General features: G+C 71.4%; 15 protein-coding genes. 6 read left to right on the top strand and 9 right to left on the bottom strand.

The window, feature by feature from the left end; translation table 11 throughout:
- Positions 1-4: 4 nt before the first annotated feature.
- The gene (locus ACIGXO_RS15710) at positions 5-778 is read right to left on the bottom strand and encodes a class I SAM-dependent methyltransferase (RefSeq protein WP_399786039.1); all 774 of its coding nucleotides are present in this window, start codon (positions 776-778) and stop codon (positions 5-7) included.
- 179 nt (positions 779-957) lie between these two features.
- Between ACIGXO_RS15710 and ACIGXO_RS15705 the strand changes: the two genes are divergently transcribed.
- Together ACIGXO_RS15705 and ACIGXO_RS15700 are read left to right on the top strand one after the other, a co-directional pair.
- Positions 958-1,638, top strand: coding sequence for a GntR family transcriptional regulator (locus ACIGXO_RS15705; RefSeq protein ID WP_399786036.1), 681 nt, complete (start codon positions 958-960; stop codon positions 1,636-1,638).
- Entirely contained in the window at positions 1,635-2,948 is a 1,314-nt protein-coding gene (locus ACIGXO_RS15700) for a nitrate/nitrite transporter (RefSeq protein ID WP_399786033.1), read from the top strand. Before ACIGXO_RS15705 ends, ACIGXO_RS15700 begins: the two co-directional genes overlap by 4 nt.
- A gap of 40 nt (positions 2,949-2,988) precedes the next feature.
- Here the strand turns inward: ACIGXO_RS15700 and ACIGXO_RS15695 are convergent, their stop codons facing one another.
- Positions 2,989-3,813, bottom strand: coding sequence for a maleylpyruvate isomerase family mycothiol-dependent enzyme (locus ACIGXO_RS15695; protein ID WP_399786030.1), 825 nt, complete (start codon positions 3,811-3,813; stop codon positions 2,989-2,991).
- A gap of 144 nt (positions 3,814-3,957) precedes the next feature.
- Between ACIGXO_RS15695 and ACIGXO_RS15690 the strand changes: the two genes are divergently transcribed.
- A complete protein-coding gene (locus tag ACIGXO_RS15690) occupies positions 3,958-4,746 on the top strand; it encodes a carbon-nitrogen family hydrolase (RefSeq protein ID WP_399786028.1) in 789 nt (262 codons plus the stop codon).
- A 24-nt stretch (positions 4,747-4,770) separates the two neighbouring features.
- Here the strand turns inward: ACIGXO_RS15690 and ACIGXO_RS15685 are convergent, their stop codons facing one another.
- A complete protein-coding gene (locus ACIGXO_RS15685) occupies positions 4,771-5,262 on the bottom strand; it encodes an LURP-one-related/scramblase family protein (RefSeq protein ID WP_399786024.1) in 492 nt (163 codons plus the stop codon).
- A gap of 97 nt (positions 5,263-5,359) precedes the next feature.
- On the opposite strand from ACIGXO_RS15685, the gene ACIGXO_RS15680 reads away from it, so the two are divergent.
- A complete protein-coding gene (locus ACIGXO_RS15680; RefSeq protein ID WP_399786021.1) occupies positions 5,360-7,171 on the top strand; it encodes an NHL domain-containing thioredoxin family protein in 1,812 nt (603 codons plus the stop codon).
- Between the two features lie 18 nt (positions 7,172-7,189).
- Here ACIGXO_RS15680 and ACIGXO_RS15675 read toward each other — a convergent pair whose 3' ends face one another.
- The 6 genes from ACIGXO_RS15675 to ACIGXO_RS15650 all read right to left on the bottom strand — a co-directional run bounded on the left by ACIGXO_RS15675 (position 7,190) and on the right by ACIGXO_RS15650 (position 15,089).
- Positions 7,190-8,029 (bottom strand): helix-turn-helix transcriptional regulator, encoded by an 840-nt coding sequence (locus tag ACIGXO_RS15675; RefSeq protein ID WP_399786019.1) that lies wholly within the window; start codon positions 8,027-8,029, stop codon positions 7,190-7,192.
- 91 nt (positions 8,030-8,120) lie between these two features.
- On the bottom strand, positions 8,121-9,104 hold the full coding sequence (locus ACIGXO_RS15670; RefSeq protein ID WP_399786016.1) for a hypothetical protein: 984 nt from the start codon (positions 9,102-9,104) through the stop codon (positions 8,121-8,123).
- 341 nt (positions 9,105-9,445) lie between these two features.
- Positions 9,446-9,673 (bottom strand): DUF6458 family protein, encoded by a 228-nt coding sequence (locus ACIGXO_RS15665; RefSeq protein ID WP_052866301.1) that lies wholly within the window; start codon positions 9,671-9,673, stop codon positions 9,446-9,448.
- A 103-nt stretch (positions 9,674-9,776) separates the two neighbouring features.
- Positions 9,777-11,705: a BTAD domain-containing putative transcriptional regulator gene (locus ACIGXO_RS15660; RefSeq protein WP_399786012.1), complete on the bottom strand. Its 1,929-nt coding sequence runs from the start codon at positions 11,703-11,705 to the stop codon at positions 9,777-9,779.
- A 1-nt stretch (position 11,706) separates the two neighbouring features.
- Entirely contained in the window at positions 11,707-12,999 is a 1,293-nt protein-coding gene (locus ACIGXO_RS15655; RefSeq protein ID WP_399786009.1) for a M18 family aminopeptidase, read from the bottom strand.
- A 263-nt stretch (positions 13,000-13,262) separates the two neighbouring features.
- On the bottom strand, positions 13,263-15,089 hold the full coding sequence (locus tag ACIGXO_RS15650) for an acyl-CoA dehydrogenase (protein WP_399787084.1): 1,827 nt from the start codon (positions 15,087-15,089) through the stop codon (positions 13,263-13,265).
- Between the two features lie 131 nt (positions 15,090-15,220).
- On the opposite strand from ACIGXO_RS15650, the gene ACIGXO_RS15645 reads away from it, so the two are divergent.
- Together ACIGXO_RS15645 and ACIGXO_RS15640 are read left to right on the top strand one after the other, a co-directional pair.
- The gene (locus ACIGXO_RS15645) at positions 15,221-15,694 is read left to right on the top strand and encodes an SseB family protein (RefSeq protein ID WP_031050204.1); all 474 of its coding nucleotides are present in this window, start codon (positions 15,221-15,223) and stop codon (positions 15,692-15,694) included.
- A gap of 164 nt (positions 15,695-15,858) precedes the next feature.
- Entirely contained in the window at positions 15,859-16,812 is a 954-nt protein-coding gene (locus ACIGXO_RS15640; protein WP_399786005.1) for a pirin family protein, read from the top strand.
- Positions 16,813-16,925: the final 113 nt, after the last annotated feature.

The raw sequence follows: 16,925 nt of genomic DNA, 5'->3' as shown, positions 1-16,925 counted from the left end.
GCCGTCAGCCGGCGGTGACCCGGAGCTTGGACTGGCCGTGCCCGCGGGACTCCCAGTCCTCCATGAAGCGGGCCTCCAGCCCGTGCCGAGCGGCGAGGCCGACGAGGGTCTCGGTCCGGTAGTAGAAGTCCTCGCGCAGCACCTGGTGCTCGGCACCCGTCGTGCGGTCGAAGGTGAAGTCGAAGAAGCCGCCGGGGGCCAGCACCCGTCCCACGTGGGCCAGGCACTCGTCGATGATCTCCAGCGGCGAGTGCGAGAAGACGCTGTGCGCGTGCACGACGTCGAAGTGGGCGGCGGGCAGGAAGTCCAGCGTGAGGTTCTTCGTGAGGGTCAGGTGCGGGAGCCGGTCCTGCAGCCCCCGGTCGGTCAGCGTCTGCTTCGCGGCGATCAGGATGTCGGGCGAGATGTCGATGCCGTAGTAGTGGCCCGGTTCGAGGTACTCGATGAAGCGCCACCCGGCGCGGAGGTTGCCGCAGCCGATGTCGAGCATCCGTGACTGCCGGGTGAGGCCGTGTTCCCGCAGGTAGTCGAATTGCAGCCGGCCGAGCGCGAGCCAGCGGTCGTGCGTCTGGCTGCCGACGGCCGCCTCGGGGCTGCGCCGCGTGTCGGAGGCCATCACCGCCCGGTAGTAGCTCACGTGGTCGGGATGGTGCAGCGCCAGCCAGCGGTCGCGGGCGGCTCGCCTGACGTACGGGGGTATGCGGCCCGGGTGGCCGAGGGCGTAGCGGACTTTGTGGGCGAGTGCCGTCCGGTCGACGGCGAGGTTCTTGACGGACATGCGAATGCACCCCATCTCGTTCACCGAGCGTCACGGGAGGGACACGACCTCGTGGCGCACTGCTCATGGAGCGTAGGCAGGGTCGGGATAGTTGGCGTCGGCAGTCTCCTTCGCCCGGGCCGGGGTCCGGATGATGGACGGAATCGCCGACGCATACCTGTTGTATCTATCCTGTGCGCATGCCATCAGCCTCAGCCCCCGCATCGGACTCTCCCGCACCCGCGAAGCAGCCGCCTGCCGCCGAGCGGGTGTACGCGCACATCAAGCACGCCGTCCTCGAACGCCGCTACGAAGGCGGCATGCTGCTCACCGAGGGGGAGCTCGCGGAGGCCGTCGGGGTGTCGCGGACGCCCGTACGCGAGGCGCTGCTGCGGCTGGAGGTCGAAGGGCTGATCAAGCTCTACCCGAAGAAGGGCGCGCTGGTCCTGCCGGTCTCCGCGCAGGAGATCGCGGACGTCGTGGAGACCCGGCTGCTGGTCGAGGAGCACGCGGCGCGCAAGGCCGTGCCCGCGCAGGCCGCGCTGATCGAGGAGCTGGAGTCGCTGCTGGCGACCATGCGGGAGCAGGCCACCGCCGGTGACCTGGCCGCCGTCTCGGTCACCGACCGCGCCTTCCACGCCGCCATCGTGCGCAGCGCGGGCAACCAGATCCTGGACCGGCTCTACGAGCAGCTGCGCGACCGCCAGCTGCGGATGGGCGTCGCGGTGATGCACGCGCACCCGGACCGGATCGCGAAGAACATCGCCGAGCACGCCGAGATCCTCGAAGCGCTGCGGGCCGGCGACCCGGAGGCGGCCACCGCCGCCGTGCACCGCCACGTCAGCTGGGTGCGGAACCTCGCCCAGGGGGACGTGCGATGAGTACCGCCCGGAGCGTCCCGATGTCGCTGCCCGGTGACCCGCCCGGCGGCCGGCGGGCCATGTGGGTCTGGGGCATCGGCGTCGCCGTCTACTTCGTCGCGATCATCTACCGCACCAGCCTCGGCGTCGCGGGACTGGACGCGGCCGAACGTTTCCACATCAACGCCTCGGCGCTGTCGACCTTCTCCATCCTGCAGCTGCTGGTCTACGCGGGCATGCAGATACCCGTCGGCCTGATGGTCGACAAGATGGGCCCGAAGAAGGTCCTGATCCTCGGCGCGACGCTCTACACCGTCGGCCAGCTCGGCTTCGCGCTGTCCGGCTCGTACGGCATGGCGCTGATCTCCCGCGCGCTGCTGGGCTGCGGCGACGCGATGACGTTCATCAGCGTGCTGCGGCTGGGCACGCGCTGGTTCCCGGCCCGGCGCGGCCCGATGATCGCGCAGATCGCCGCGCTCATCGGCATGTCCGGCAACCTCGTCTCCACCCTCGTCCTCGCGCGGCTGCTGGACACCCTCGGCTGGACCCCGACCTTCGCCGGCAGCGCCGTCTGCGGCATCGCGGTGATCGCTCTCGTCCTGCTCTTCCTCAAGGACCACCCCGAGGGCTTCGAACCGGCGCCCGCGGGCCCGCCGACGGCCGGCGGCGGCTACGTACGGCGGCAGATCTCCGAGTGCTGGCGCGAGCCGGGCACCCGGCTGGGCATGTGGGTGCACTTCACCACGCAGTTCCCCGCGATGTTCTTCCTGCTGCTGTGGGGGATGCCGTTCCTCGTCGAGGCGCAGGGGCTGACCGAGACCGCGGCCGGCGGGCTGCTCACGCTCATCGTGGTCTCGAACATGTTCTCCGGGCTGGTCTACGGGCAGGTCATCGCCCGCCACCACGCGGCCCGGATGCCGCTGGCGCTCGGTACCGTCGTCGCCACGGCGACGCTGTGGGCGGCCATGCTCGGCTGGCCGGGGCACGCGCCGATGGCGCTGCTGGTCCTCACCTGCGTCGTGCTCGGCGCGTGCGGTCCGGCCTCGATGATCGGTTTCGACTTCGCCCGCCCGGCCAACCCGCCGGAGCGGCAGGGCACCGCCTCCGGCATCGTCAACATGGGCGGCTTCACCGCCTCGATGACGACCCTGCTGGCGGTCGGCGTGCTGCTGGACGCCACCGGCGACAACTACCGCATCGCGTTCGCGACGGTCTTCGCCCTGGAGGCGCTGGGTCTCAGCCAGATCCTGCGGCTGCGCAAGCGGGCGGCGCGCCGGGAGCGCGAGCGGACGGTGGCGAGCCGGGTGGAGGCGGTGCACGTACCGGTGTGACCGCCCCGGGCCGGGCGTGCGCTCCCGGGCGCGCCCGCGCCTACGGCGTCACCGCGAAGTGCTCCAGCACGGCCCCGGCCAGCTCCTGGTCGCCCTCGGTCTTGACCCGGTCGGCGACGGCCGCAGGGCGCACCCGGCCGCAGGCCAGCCGGACGTAGGTCTCCCAGTCCGTCGAGATCGTGACGGCCGGGCCCAGCGAGACGCTGCCGTCGACCGACCCGCGGCCCTGCGCGTCGACCCGTACCGTCCGCATGAACTCCACCGGCCCGGTCACATCGATCACCACGGCGGAGCCGGCCGGCGCGCCCGCGTCCTCGGCGACGACCTTGGCCAGCGCCGGCAGCAGGAAGTCCCGGGTGAGGTGGGCGCCGGGGGAGTCGAGGTTGCCGGGCTCGCCGAGCGCGCGGCGGATGTCCTGCTCGTGCACCCAGGTGTCGAAGGCCCGCACCTTCAGTGCGTGTTCGAGCGTCTGTTCCTTGCCCTGCGGGCCGCGCACGATCGCGTCCGGCTCGCGCGTCTCGTTGCGCAGCTGCCGGGCGCGGCGGATGACGGTGTACTCCAGCTCCGCCGTCATCTCCGGGCCCGTGTGGTGCCGCCGTACGTCGACCTGCATTTCCATGTACCGCGCGAACTCACTGCGTACGTGGTAGAGATCGCGCGGCAGCGAGTGGATGGGGCGGGGATCACCCAGCGCCTCGCAGTCCAGGCCGATGAGGTGGGACACGACGTCCCGCACCGACCAGCCGGGGCATTCCGTGGCGCGATTCCACTCCCCTTCCACGAGCGGCGTCACCAGCTCGGATATTGCTTCGATGGAGTGCGTCCAGGCGTCGATGGAGGGCTGAAGGACTGGGTGGACGGTCACGGGACCCCTCGGACGGTTTGTACGCGGGCTGCTGTCTGTGCAGTTAAGTTACGCTGCGCACGGGCACCCCGGCAGTGCTTTCGGGTGACCATCGTAGGCATTTTTTGACGACGGACCGGGCTCGGAAGACCAGGCGGTGGTACTGTGCGCGCTTCATTGATCCAAGTCGGTGTGGACCAGCAGGAACCGGTCAATTCCCGCCGGGAGCGCGTGGCTTCACTCGTGCGCTCCCAGGCGCACGCGGACCTCGTCGTGCTGCCCGAGCTGTGGCCGGTGGGCGCCTTCGCCTTCGACGCCTTCGAGGAGGTCGCGGAGGCACTGGACGGTCCGACCCACCGGCTCATGTCCGCGGCGGCGCGGGACGCGGGCGTGTGGCTGCACGCCGGCTCCGTCATCGAGCGCGACGCGGACGGCGTCCTCTACAACACCTCGCTGGTCTACTCCCCCGACGGGGAGCGCGCCGCGCACTACCGCAAGATCCACCGCTTCGGCTTCGACAAGGGCGAGGCGACGCTGCTGGGCGCCGGCACCGCGCCGGTGACGGTCGCGCTGCCGGACACCACGCTCGGCCTGGCCACCTGCTACGACCTGCGCTTCCCCGAGCTGTTCCGGCAGCTGGTGGACGCCGGCGCGCAGACCCTGGTGGTGCCGGCCGGCTGGCCCGCGCGGCGTCGCGCGCACTGGTCGCTGCTGGCCCGCGCCCGGGCGGTGGAGAACCAGACGTACGTACTCGCCTGCGGCACGGGCGGCACGCACGCCGGGGTCGAGCAGGCCGGGCACAGCGTGATCGTCGACCCGTGGGGCGAGGTGCTCGCCGAGGCCGGCCCCGACGAGGAGATCATCAGCGCCGAGCTGGACGCGGAGCTGGTCGGCAAGGTCCGGCACTCCTTCCCCGTGCTGCGGGACCGCGTGCTGGGGCTGCCGAAGCCGTGACCTGCGAGCCGGGAGCGCGGGCGGTCAGCCCTCGCGCTCCCGCTCCGCCAGCCGGATCACGCACACGGCGACCGCGATGAGCAGCGCGGCGTCGGCGTCCTCCCGTACGACGTTGACCGCGTAGGTGTCGCGGACGGTCAGCCAGCGCCGGGAGATCTCCGCCAGCAGCTCGCCGTCGTACTCGACCGCGAACTCCCGGTCCAGGACCTTGCCGCTGACGTCCAGCTCCGTGCCGTCCACCAGCTCCACGCGGTAGTGGTTGCGCAGCAGCGACAGCCGCTTCCGCCGGATGGTGGCGATGACCTGGTCGTCCCGCTCGATCGTCATCGTGTCGCGCATGCTGAGCATCTTCTTGCGCAGCGTGATCAGGACCCGCCCCTCCCGGTCCTTGATCTCGAAGGTCTCCCGCATCCGGAGCGCCTTGCCGTCGACGAGGTAGACGTTGCGCCCCGTCTCGTCCTCGATCCAGTAGTCCTCGCCGATCCCGAAGATCCGGTCGCGTACCAGGTATCTCATGCGGGATCTGTGCCCCGCGCGGGGCACGCATCCACCTGGACGGGCGTCACACCCCCCGGCGGAATGCGCACCCGGCCGCGTGACGTTGAATGTGCACATGGCTTCACGTGCGCGCGTCCGGGCCCCCGAGCTGATCGGCAAGGGCGGCTGGCTCAACACCGGCGACAAGGATCTGACCCTCTCCGACCTGCGGGGACGCATCGTCGTCCTGGACTTCTGGACGTTTTGCTGTGTGAACTGCCTGCACGTCCTGGACGAGCTGCGGGAGCTGGAGGAGCGGCACCGCGACACCGTCGTCATCGTCGGCGTGCACTCCCCGAAGTTCGTGCACGAGGCGGAGCACCAGGCCGTCGTCGACGCCGTCGAGCGGTACGAGGTCGAGCACCCCGTCCTGGACGACCCCGAGCTCGCCACCTGGAAGCAGTACGCCGTCCGCGCCTGGCCGACGCTGGTCGTCATCGACCCCGAGGGCTACGTCGTCGCCCAGCACGCCGGTGAGGGGCACGCCCACGCCATCGAGAAGCTGGTCGCGGAGCTGGAGGCCGAGCACGAGGCCAAGGGCACGCTGCGGCGCGGCGACGGCCCGTACGTACCGCCCGAGCCGGTCGCCACCGACCTCCGCTTCCCCGGCAAGGCGCTTCAGCTGCCCGGGGGCTCCTTCCTGGTCTCCGACACCACCCGGCACCAGCTGGTGGAGCTCGCTGAGGACGGCGAGAGCGTGCTGCGCCGGATCGGCACCGGCGAGCGGGGCCTCGCGGACGGCCCGGCCGAGCGGGCCGCCTTCAGCGAGCCGCAGGGCCTCGCGCTGCTCCCCGACGGCAAGGTGATCGTCGCCGACACCGTGAACCACGCGCTGCGCGTCTTCGACCCGGAGAGCGGCGAGGTCGGCACCGTCGCCGGTACCGGCAAGCAGTGGTGGCAGGGCTCGCCCACCGAGGGTCACGCGCGCGAGGTGGACCTCTCCTCGCCGTGGGACGTGGCGTACTTCGACGGCCGGGTCTGGATCGCCATGGCCGGCGTGCACCAGCTGTGGACGTACGACCCGGAGACCGGCACCGTGCGTGCCGCTGCGGGCACCACCAACGAGGGCCTCGTGGACGGCCCGGCCGCCGAGGCGTGGTTCGCGCAGCCCTCGGGCCTGGCCGCCACCGAGGACCGGCTGTGGATCGCCGACTCCGAGACCAGCGCGGTCCGCTGGATCGACCGCGAGGGCGTGGTGCACACGGCCGTGGGCACCGGCCTCTTCGACTTCGGCCACCGCGACGGCGCCGCCGGTCAGGCGCTGCTCCAGCACCCGCTGGGCGTCACCGCGCTGTCGGACGGCTCGGTCGCGGTCTCCGACACCTACAACCACGCGCTGCGCCGCTTCGACCCCGCGACCGGCGAGGTCACGACGCTCGCCACCGACCTGCGGGAGCCGTCGGACGCGGTGCTCGTCGGCGACGACATCGTCGTCGTGGAGTCCGCCCGGCACCGGCTGACCCGGCTGCGGCTGCCCGAGGAGGCGGTACGGGTGGAGTCGGTCGCGCACCGCACCCAGCGCGCCGCCACCGAGGTGGCCCCCGGCCGGCTCCGCCTGGACGTGGTCTTCCAGGCGCCGGCCGGACAGAAGCTGGACACCCGCTACGGGCCGTCCACCCGGCTGCTGGTCAGCTCGACGCCGCCGGAGCTGCTGGCGGAGGGCGAGGGCGCGGATACCGACCTCGGCCGGGACCTGGTCCTGGCGGACGGGGTCACGGAGGGCGTGCTGCACGTCTCGGCGATGGCCGCGTCCTGCGACGACGACCCGGACATCGAGTACCCGGCCTGCCATGTGCACCAGCAGGACTGGGGTGTGCCGGTCACGGTCACCCCGGACGGCACCGCCCGGCTCGGGCTGGTCCTGGCGGGGCTGGACAGCGAGGCGTGATCATCTGCCGGTAGTGGATCAGTCCGGGCAGTTGCGGAGCGAGGAGTACTGCAACTGGTCGGGCTCGATCCGGATGCCGGGCACCCACAGCTTCTTGCCGTCCTTGCGGACCTCGTACCAGATGCTGCTGTGGCCGCCGGCCTCGTCGGTGACGGTGACCCCGTTGGCGATGCGGCACGAGGCGGTCAGCCGGTCGCCGTGCCAGGCCCGGCCGCCGATGTTGGACGGCCGGTAGGGCACGTACGGGTCGAGCGCGAGACCGAGGGCGCACTCCCGGCTGTGGCTGTCCCGGCACGCCTTCTCGACGTTGTGGATGGTGATGCGCTCGGTCTCGTGGTTCTTGGCCGCCGGGCCGGTTTCACGTGAAACACCCTTGCCCGGCGCGTCGTTGTCGTCGATCAGCCCCCACGTCACGAGGGCTGCCACCGCGAGGACCGCGGCCGTCGCCACGCCCACGAGGACCGGCTTCAGTGGGAGCATCGATTTCGGCGGCCGTTTCGGTGCGCCGCCGGACACCTCCGTGCCCTCCGAACCATCCGCCGGCGCCGCTTCGTTGGCGCGGTGCAGCAGCCGTACCAGCTCGGGCAGCCGGTCCTCGCCGGTGAAGGAGAGCTTGCACCACTGCACCAACAGCCGTTCGTCGGGCAGGCTTTGGCCCCGCAGATAGCGGGACAGGGACGATCTGCTGGCCGGGAGCCTGCTTTCCAGCTCTTTCAGGCTCAGGCCCAGCTCGCCATGCATGTGCCGCAGCCCGGACACGAAGTCGCGTACTGGTCCGTCGAGTTGGTCGGGCAGGGGGGCGAGCGGTTTCCGGCGGGGACTGGTGGTGCGGTTCGGTTTCCCATGCACGCACGGCATTCCAGCACAGCCGCGGCACGCACCGCGAGAGGCACTTTCGCTCCCCTGTGGCGGAAGTGCCTCTCGTTACACGATCCGGAAACCGACCGGATCAGTCCGTGAACTTCACGGGGCGGTAGGGCTTGAACTCACCGCCGTTGAGCCCGTAGGTGAGGGACCGGTGGTCGGTGCCGTGGCCGCCGCGCTGCTCGTACGCGGTGTAGGAGGTGTGCGCGGGGTTGTCCCACTTCTCGAACATCACGACGTGCCGGGTGTTGTTGTCGCCGGCCGCGTCGATCAGCAGGTCACCGGGCTTGAGGTCGTTGACGGCGATCGGCCGGGTGATCTTCGAGCTGGTGAGTCCCACGGTGTTCGTACCGGGGGCGCCCAGGTTCAGCGCCATGGAGACGTAGCCGGAGCAGTCCTGGCGGTAGCCGTCCTTCCAGTTCTTCGCCTGGCTGTAGGGCACCTGCGCACCGTTGTTGGCGGTCAGCCAGGTCGCCGCGCGCTGCAGCGCCTCGCCGCGGGTGCCGCCGGGCGCCGGGGCCGGCGGCGGGCCGCCCTGCACGGGCACGCCCGGCAGCGAGTCCTGCGGGATGTCGACAGCGACGACGCTGAGGAAGCCGGTCACCGGGCCGGTGAGGTGCGCCATGTAGGTCGAGCAGGAGCTGCCTTCGCAGACCTTCTTGCCCGTGTTGACCTGGTAGTCGGCCGTGATCCTGTCCTGGCCCGGCGCGTCCTTGTTGATCATTCCGACGGACGGCGAGTTCGTGTCCGGCGAGGCGTGCACCACCCAGCGCGTCCCCCAGGTCGGGAAGGTGCTGCCGGCCGCGGTCTTCTTGATGGTGGCGGCCGTACCGCCCTGCGTCTTCAGGTCGGCCTTGGTGTCCCGGGCTTTGACGGTGGTCTGCGCGGCCGCCTTGGTACCGGTGTCCGCCTGGGCGTCACCGCCCGAGCAGGCCGTGAGGCCGGAGATGCCGATGCCCGCCGCGGCGATCGCGGGGAGGACCCTGCGGAGCGCCGCCCTGCGGGGCGAACGGGCCGGTGTCCGGCTGCCGGAAGTGGTACGGAACGTGCTGTCGTCGGTCTGCGACATGGTGGATTCCCCTCGTTTGACGGAGGCGGCCCGGGCAGCTGCCGGTCGGCCGCCTCGGCGACGAGAACCATCATTGGGCGGGGAACAGGGGGAATCCGGGGCTGTGGCGTCCCATGGGACATCCCGCCCGCCGGAACGTCCCGGGAGCGGCGCCGACCTGCTGGGACGCGGGCGTGGGACGGTGCGCGCGGGACACCGGCCGGCCGGGCGCGGGACATGACGGGACGTGCGGACACACAGAAGGGGCGCCCGCGCGGTCCTCGCGCGGGCGCCCCTTCAAGTCCTTCGCGGTCCGGTCTTGGATCTCCGGACCGGTCGCAGGTGGTCAGTGAGCCGCGGTGTCACTCGTAGCCGTGCCGGTGGGTCTCCTCGATCACGGGCGCTGCGGGCGGCGGTGGCTGCATGCGCCGCCGCTTGAAGATGCTGACGTAAGCGGCGATACCGATGATGCCGACCGCCATCAGGATCAGACCCACGAGATCGAGGTTGACCCCGGCCATGTGCCAGTCCACCGCGAAGGTCAGGATGCCTCCGACGGCGAGCAGACCGATGCACCAGCCGATGCCCATGATGTGCGCCTCCTCTGGATCGGCGGTTCCGGGCGGGTCCCCCGCCGAGTACCCGGTCGCGCAGCCGCCAATCAGCAGGCCGTCAATCCAGCAGCGCCGCACCTCAGTTGCGCGGTTCCGTCTCTTCCGCCTCTCCCGTACCGTCCCGGGCGAAGAGCTGGGTCAGCGTACTGATCGTGTAGACGTCCGTGGCCTTCTCGTCGACCAGATGCATCTCGGCCAGCCGGTCCAGCCCGTCCTGCGTGTGTTCCAGGTCCGAGCCGGCCAGCGCGGCCGCCGCCGAGGCGTTCAGCTGCCCGTCCGTGCTGGTCGCCAGCGCGCTCAGCAGCCGCGCGTCGTCGGCCGAGAGCCGGGCCACGGACATCCGCAGCGCCGAGGCGATCCCGGTGTCCTCCGCGGAGAGCAGCGACAGCCGGCGCCGCTCGTCGCGCAGCGCGGCCGCCAGCCGGGCCAGCCGCCAGCGTGGCCGGGCGGTCAGCTGGGCGACCGCGGCGCGCAGTGCCAGCGGCAGCCCGTCACACAGTTCGACCAGTTCACGGGCGGCCTCCGGGTCCTCGTCCACCCGCTCGGGCCCGAGCATCGCGCCCAGCAGCGCGACGCCCTCCGGCACGCCGAAGACCTGGAGACCCACCGGCCGGGCGCAGTCGGTGGCCACCAGGCCGTCCAGCCTGCTCCGGCTGGTCACGACGGTGGCGCAGCCGGGGCCGCCGGGCAGCAGCGGCCGCACCTGTGCCGAGCTGCGGGCGTTGTCCAGTACGACCAGCAGCCGGCGCTCCGCGACCAGCGAGCGGTACAGCGCGGACGCGGCCGCCACGGAGGAGGGCACGGCGTGCTCCGGCGTCCCCAGCGCGGTGAGGAAGAAGCGCAGTACGGCGGCCGGTTCGGTCGCGTCGCCCTCCCCGAAGCCGCGCAGGTCGGCGAAGAGCTGTCCGTCGGGGAATTCGGCGGCGTGCTGGTGTGCCCACTGCACGGCACACGCGGTCTTGCCGACCCCGGCCGGGCCGGTCACGACCGCCAGCGGGCTGTCGCTCTCCGGGCCGGAGTCGCCGGTCAGCGCGGCGGTGAGCCGGTCCAGCGCCGCTTCGCGGCCGAGGAAGCGGGCCGGGGGCCGGGGCAGCAGCCGGGGCGGGGCCTGGCCCGTGCCCACGCCGCCGTCCGCGCCGACGCCGGTCGGCCCGGTTTCACGTGAAACCACCGCAGCCGGCCGTTCGGCACCGCCGTCCGCACCGGTCCCGGCGCCCGGCCCGCCCGCCGTACGGGCTGCCGGTACCGTGCCGGTGCCCGGCGCCGCCTCTTCCGCCCGCAGGATCTCCTCGTACGCCTCCCGCAGCCGCGCGCCCGGATCGACGCCCAGTTCCTCGCTCAGCAGCCGCCGGGTGCGGTGGTACCAGTCCAGCGCGTCGGACTGGCGGCCCGTGCGGAACAGCGCCCGCATCAGGGCGGCGATCAACCCCTCTCGCAGCGGGTGCTGCACCGCGGCGGTGTAGAGCACGGACGCGGCCTGCTCGTGCTCGCCCAGCGCGCTGTGCGCGCGGGCCAGCGCCTCCACCGCCGTCAGCCGCCGCTCGTCCAGCGCGTGCGTGGCGGCGGCGAACGGCGGGCTGCTGACCGTGCCGGTCAGCGCGGGGCCGCGCCACAGCCCGAGCGCCTCCCGCAGCAGCGGCACGGCGTCGGCCGGGGCCGCCTCGGGCCGGGCCAGCGAGACCAGTTCACCGAACCGGTGCGCGTCGATCAGCTCCTCGGGGAGCCGCAGCAGGTACGCCGAGCCGTGCGTGGCCAGCTCCACGCCGTACGCCTCGGCGCCGGCCGCCGCGAGCGTGGCGCGCAGCCGCGACACATGCCCCTGCACGACCGTGCGGGCGTGCTCGGGCGGCTCGTCCTCCCACAGGGAGTCGATCAACTGCTCCAGCGGGACAGTGGTGTTGGGCCGCAGGAGCAGCAGCGCGAGCACACTGCGCCGCTTGGCGGGTCCGAGCGCCAGCTCGCCCGCGGCGGTGGTGACGCTGACCGGACCCAGCAGGGAGAACTCCAACTCAGCCCTCCAGGAAGGCTGTGAGGGCCGCGGCCAGCAGATGCGGGTCCTCGGCGCCGCACAGCTCGCGCGCCGAGTGCATCGAGAGGATCGCGACACCGATGTCGACGGTGGTGATGCCGTGCCGGGCGGCGGTGATCGGGCCGATCGTCGTGCCGCACGGCATGGAGTTGTTCGAGACGAAGTTCTGCCACGGCACGCCGGCCCGCTCGCAGGCGTCGGCGAAGATCGCGCGGCCGCCGCCGTCGGTGGCGTACCGCTGGTTGACGTTGACCTTCAGGATCGGGCCGCCGTTCGGCATCGGGTGGTGGCCCGGCTCGTGCCGCTCGGTGTAGTTCGGGTGGACGGCGTGGCCGGTGTCGGAGGACAGGCAGACCGTGCCGGCGAAGGCCCGCGCCCGGTCCTCGTAACCGCCGCCGCGCGCGAAGACCGAACGCTCCAGCACGGTGCCGAGCAGCGGGCCGTCGGCGCCGGTGTCGGACTGGCTGCCGTTCTCCTCGTGGTCGAAGGCGGCCAGCACCGGGATGCAGGTCAGGCCGTCCTGCGTGGAGGCGGCGGCGAGCGCGGCCGTACCGGCGTGCACGGAGAGCAGGTTGTCCATCCGCGGCCCGGCGACCAGCTCCTGGTCCCGACCCAGGTACGCGGGCGGCTCGACGCTGTGCACCATCAGGTCCCAGCCGCGCACGTCGCCGGCGGCGAGCCCCGCCTCCTCCTCGACGAAGGAGATCAGGCCGCCCTCCTGGACCTCGCCCAGGCCCCAGATCGGCGTCATGTGCCGCTGCTTGTCGAGCTTGAGGCCCTCGGCGTTGACCGACCGGTCCAGGTGCACGGCCAGCTGCGGCACGCGCAGCAGCGGCCGGTCGACGTTGACCAGCCGGTGGCTGCCGTCCCGCAGCGTGACCCGGCCGGACAGGCCCAGGTCCCGGTCGAGCCAGGTGTTGAGCAGCGTGCCGCCGTAGATCTCGACCGCGATCTGCCGCCAGCCGCGCGCGCCGGTGTCCGGGATCGGCTTCACGCGGAGGTTCGGCGAGTCGGTGTGCGCCCCGACGATGCGGAAGGGCGTCGCGGGGGTCGCACCCTCGGGGACGTACCAGGCGATGAGGGCACCACCGCGGAGCACGTACTTGCCGCCCGCCTCACCGTCCCAGGCATCGGTCTCGACGACCTGCCGGAAGCCGGCCTTCTCCAGCCGCGCGGCCGCGTTCGCCACCGCGTGGTACGGCGACGGGCTCGCGGCGAGAAAGGACATCAGGTCGTCGGTGTGGCCGCGATCGAAGCGGACAGATGTGCTCATGGATTCAGCATAAGGACGCGTTGCACCGGGTGGGTGTTGCGCCGTACGGATGAGTGGAATCCGGCGTCTGTGTGGCCGATGTGTCCCCTGTGTTCAAAGGGAATCAGGAGACCGGCCAGTGACTGCCGACGGCCCCGGCCAGGAATCGCCGACGGCTCCGCCCAGGAATCGCCGACGGCTCCGCCCGGGAACCGCCGACGGCCCCGCCCGGACGGACCGGACGGGGCCATGAACGGCAGGCAGGCAGCTGCCTCAGCGGCGGATCAGAACGCCGCCTCGTCCAGCTCCATCAGCGACTGGTCGACGGACTCGGCGAGCCCGCGCTGCACGGCGACGCCCGGCAGGACGTTGTGCGCGAAGAACTTCGCCGCCGCGACCTTGCCCTCGTAGAACGCCTTGTCCTTGGTGGACGCGGTCGCCAGCTTCTCCTGGGCCACCGCGGCGCCCTTGAGCAGCAGGTAACCGATGACGACGTCACCCGAGGCCATCAGCAGCCGCGTGGTGTTCAGGCCCACCTTGTAGATGGACTTGACGTCCTTCTCGGTGGCGGCGAGGTCGGTCAGCATCGCGCCGACGATCGCCTCCAGGTCGGCAGCGGCCTTGGCCAGCTCGCCGCGCGCGCCCTCCAGCTCCTCGCCGCCGGCGCCCTCGGCCAGGAACTTCTTGATGGTCTCCGAGAGCTGGGTCAGCGCCGCGCCCTGGTTGCGGACGATCTTCCGGAAGAAGAAGTCCTGGCCCTGGATGGCGGTGGTGCCCTCGTAGAGCGTGTCGATCTTGGAGTCCCGGATGTACTGCTCGATCGGGTACTCCTGCAGGTAGCCGGAGCCGCCGAAGGTCTGCAGCGACTGGGCCAGCTGCTCGTAGGACTTCTCCGAGCCGTAGCCCTTCACGATCGGCAGCAGCAGGTCGTTCAGCGCGTGCTCGGCCGAGGCGTCCTCGCCCGCGGTCTCCTTGATCAGGATCTCGTCCTGCACGGTGGCCGTGTAGAGCACCAGGGCGCGCATGCCCTCCGCGTACGCCTTCTGCGTCATCAGCGAGCGGCGCACGTCGGGGTGGTGGGTGATCGTGACGCGCGGCGCCTTCTTGTCGGTGAAGGCGGCCAGGTCCGGGCCCTGCACGCGCTCCTTGGCGTACTCCAGCGCGTTCAGGTAGCCGGTCGACAGGGTCGCGATGGCCTTCGTGCCGACCATCATCCGGGCGAACTCGATGATGCGGAACATCTGGCGGATGCCGTCGTGCTTCTCGCCGATGAGCCAGCCCTTGGCGGGGTGCTTGTCGCCGAAGGTCATCTCGCAGGTGTTGGACGCCTTCAGGCCCATCTTGTGCTCGACGTTGGTGGCGTAGACGCCGTTACGGGCGCCCAGTTCACCGGTCTCGAAGTCGAACTCGTACTTCGGGACGAGGAAGAGCGAGAGGCCCTTGGTGCCCGGGCCGTGGCCCTCGGGACGCGCCAGCACGTAGTGGAGGATGTTCTCCGCCATGTCGTGCTCACCCGAGGTGATGAAGCGCTTCACGCCCTCGATGTGCCAGGAGCCGTCCTCCTGCTTGACCGCCTTGGTGCGCCCGGCGCCCACGTCCGAACCCGCGTCGGGCTCGGTCAGCACCATCGTGGAGCCCCAGCCCTTCTCGGTGGCGACCTTGGCGATGTGCTTCTGCTGCTCGGTGCCCTCCTCGAAGAGCACGCCGGCGAAGGCCGGGCCGGAGGCGTACATCCATACGGCCGGGTTCGAGCCCAGGATGGACTCGGCGAAGGCCCACAGCAGGGAGCGCGGCGTCGTGGTGCCGCCGATCTCCTCCGGGACGCCCAGCCGCCACCACTCGGCGTCCATGTACGCCTGGTAGCTCTTCTTGAAACTCTCGGGAACGGGCGCGGTGTTGGTCTCGGGGTCGAAGACCGGCGGGTTCCGGTCGGCGTCCTCGAACGACGCGGCCAGCTCGTTCTCGGCCAGCCGGGCGATCTCGGACAGCACGCTCTTGGCGGTGTCGACGTCCATCTCCGCGAACGGGCCGGTGCCGTACACGCTGTCGCGGCCGAGCACCTCGAAGAGGTTGAACTCGATGTCGCGGAGATTCGACTTGTAGTGCCCCATGGCGACGGCTCCGTAATCCTTCGTGAGGAAGTCCTCAAACACATACCAGGTAGTAGCTTCGATGATGCTACCCGTCGGTAATAAGAAGCAACCCCTAACGGCCCATCTGTGACTCAGTACGCTTTGCAGCTATGTACGGCTACGACCAGAACGTGGGCGCGGGTCAGCAGGGTTACGGCGCTGCGCCGCCTCCGCCGCAGCAGGCTCCTGGCGGTTACGGCGGGCAGCCGTTGTACCCGGAGCCGTCCCCGCCCTCCCTCGCCGACGCGGTGCGCGCCTTCACCACCGGTTCGATGTCCGCCGAGGACTTCCAGGGCATCTTCTCGACGTCCAAGGTGTACTGCCCGCGGGGCGACAACCCGGGGTTCCTGGCGCTGCACAACACCCAGCAGCCGGTGATCCCGATGTTCACCTCGCTCAAGGAGCTGCGGGCCTACGCCGGCAAGGAGTCCAAGTACTTCGTGATCACCGGCGCCGAGGTCCTCGACCTGCTGCCGACGGGGTACGGCTTCGTGCTCGACATGGAGGGTGAGCACCGCATGGTGTTCGACGCCAAGGCGGTGGAGCAGATGGTCGACTTCGCGATGCGGCGGATGTACGGCTGACCACTTCCGGTACTTGATCCGGTGGGCCGGTCGCGTGTGGACGCGACCGGCCCACCGGTTTGTTCACGTCCCTGACCTGCTGAAACACCTCCGGGAATGAAGCGCTGCTTGCGGGTTGTTCAGTGTTCAACTAAATTGAACGTGGAACGACCGAGGAGGCCGTCATGCCCGCAGTGACCGTTGAGAACCCGCTGACCCTGCCGCGCGTCGCGGCGCCCGCCGAGGGGCGGCAGCGCTCCGCGCTGGCCGTCTCGACCGCGCCCGCCGGATTCGAGGGCGAGGGCTTTCCTGTCCGCCGCGCCTTCGCCGGCATCGACTACAAGCACCTCGACCCGTTCATCATGATGGACCAGATGGGCGAGGTGGAGTACGCGCCGGGCGAGCCGAAGGGCACGCCCTGGCACCCGCACCGCGGCTTCGAGACGGTCACGTACCTGATCGACGGCACGTTCGTGCACCAGGACTCGCACGGTGGCGGCGGCACGATCAACGACGGCGACACCCAGTGGATGACGGCGGGTTCCGGCCTGCTGCACATCGAGGCGCCGCCGGAGTCCCTCGTCATGTCCGGTGGTCTCTTCCACGGCCTGCAGCTGTGGGTGAACCTGCCGAAGAAGGACAAGATGATGGCCCCCCGCTACCAGGACATCGGTGGCGGCCAGGTCAAGCTGCTGACCTCGGCCGACGGCGGTGCGCTGCTGCGGCTGATCGCGGGCGACATCGACGGCCACGAGGGCCCCGGCATCACGCACACGCCGATCACGATGATGCACGTCTCGCTCAACCCGGGCGCCGAGCTGACGCTGCCCTGGCGCGCCGACTTCAACGCGCTGGCGTACGGGCTGGCCGGGCGCGGCACGGCGGGCCCCGAGGGCCGTCCGTTCCGCATGGGCCAGTCGGTCGTCTTCGGCGCCGGTGACTCGCTCACCATCAAGGCGGACGCGACCCAGGAGTCCCGCAGCCCGAACTTCGAGGTCGTGCTGCTCGGTGGGCAGCCGATCCGCGAGCCGATGATGCACTACGGCCCGTTCGTGATGAACACGCACGCCGAGCTTGCCCAGGCGTTCGAGGACTTCCAGGCAGGCCGCCTCGGCACGATTCCGGCTCACGCCGGCTGAACCGACTCACCCACGGCCGGGGGGGGGGGGGGGGGGGGGGGGGCGCGGGGGGGGGCGGGGGGGGGGGGGGGGGCGGGGGGGGGGGGGGGGGGGGGGGGGGGGGCCGCGCGCCG

Origin of the sequence: Streptomyces sp. NPDC053542, from assembly GCF_044544685.1 — a bacterium.
GTDB lineage: Bacteria > Actinomycetota > Actinomycetes > Streptomycetales > Streptomycetaceae > Streptomyces.
This window is presented reverse-complemented; position numbering and strand designations above follow the sequence as displayed.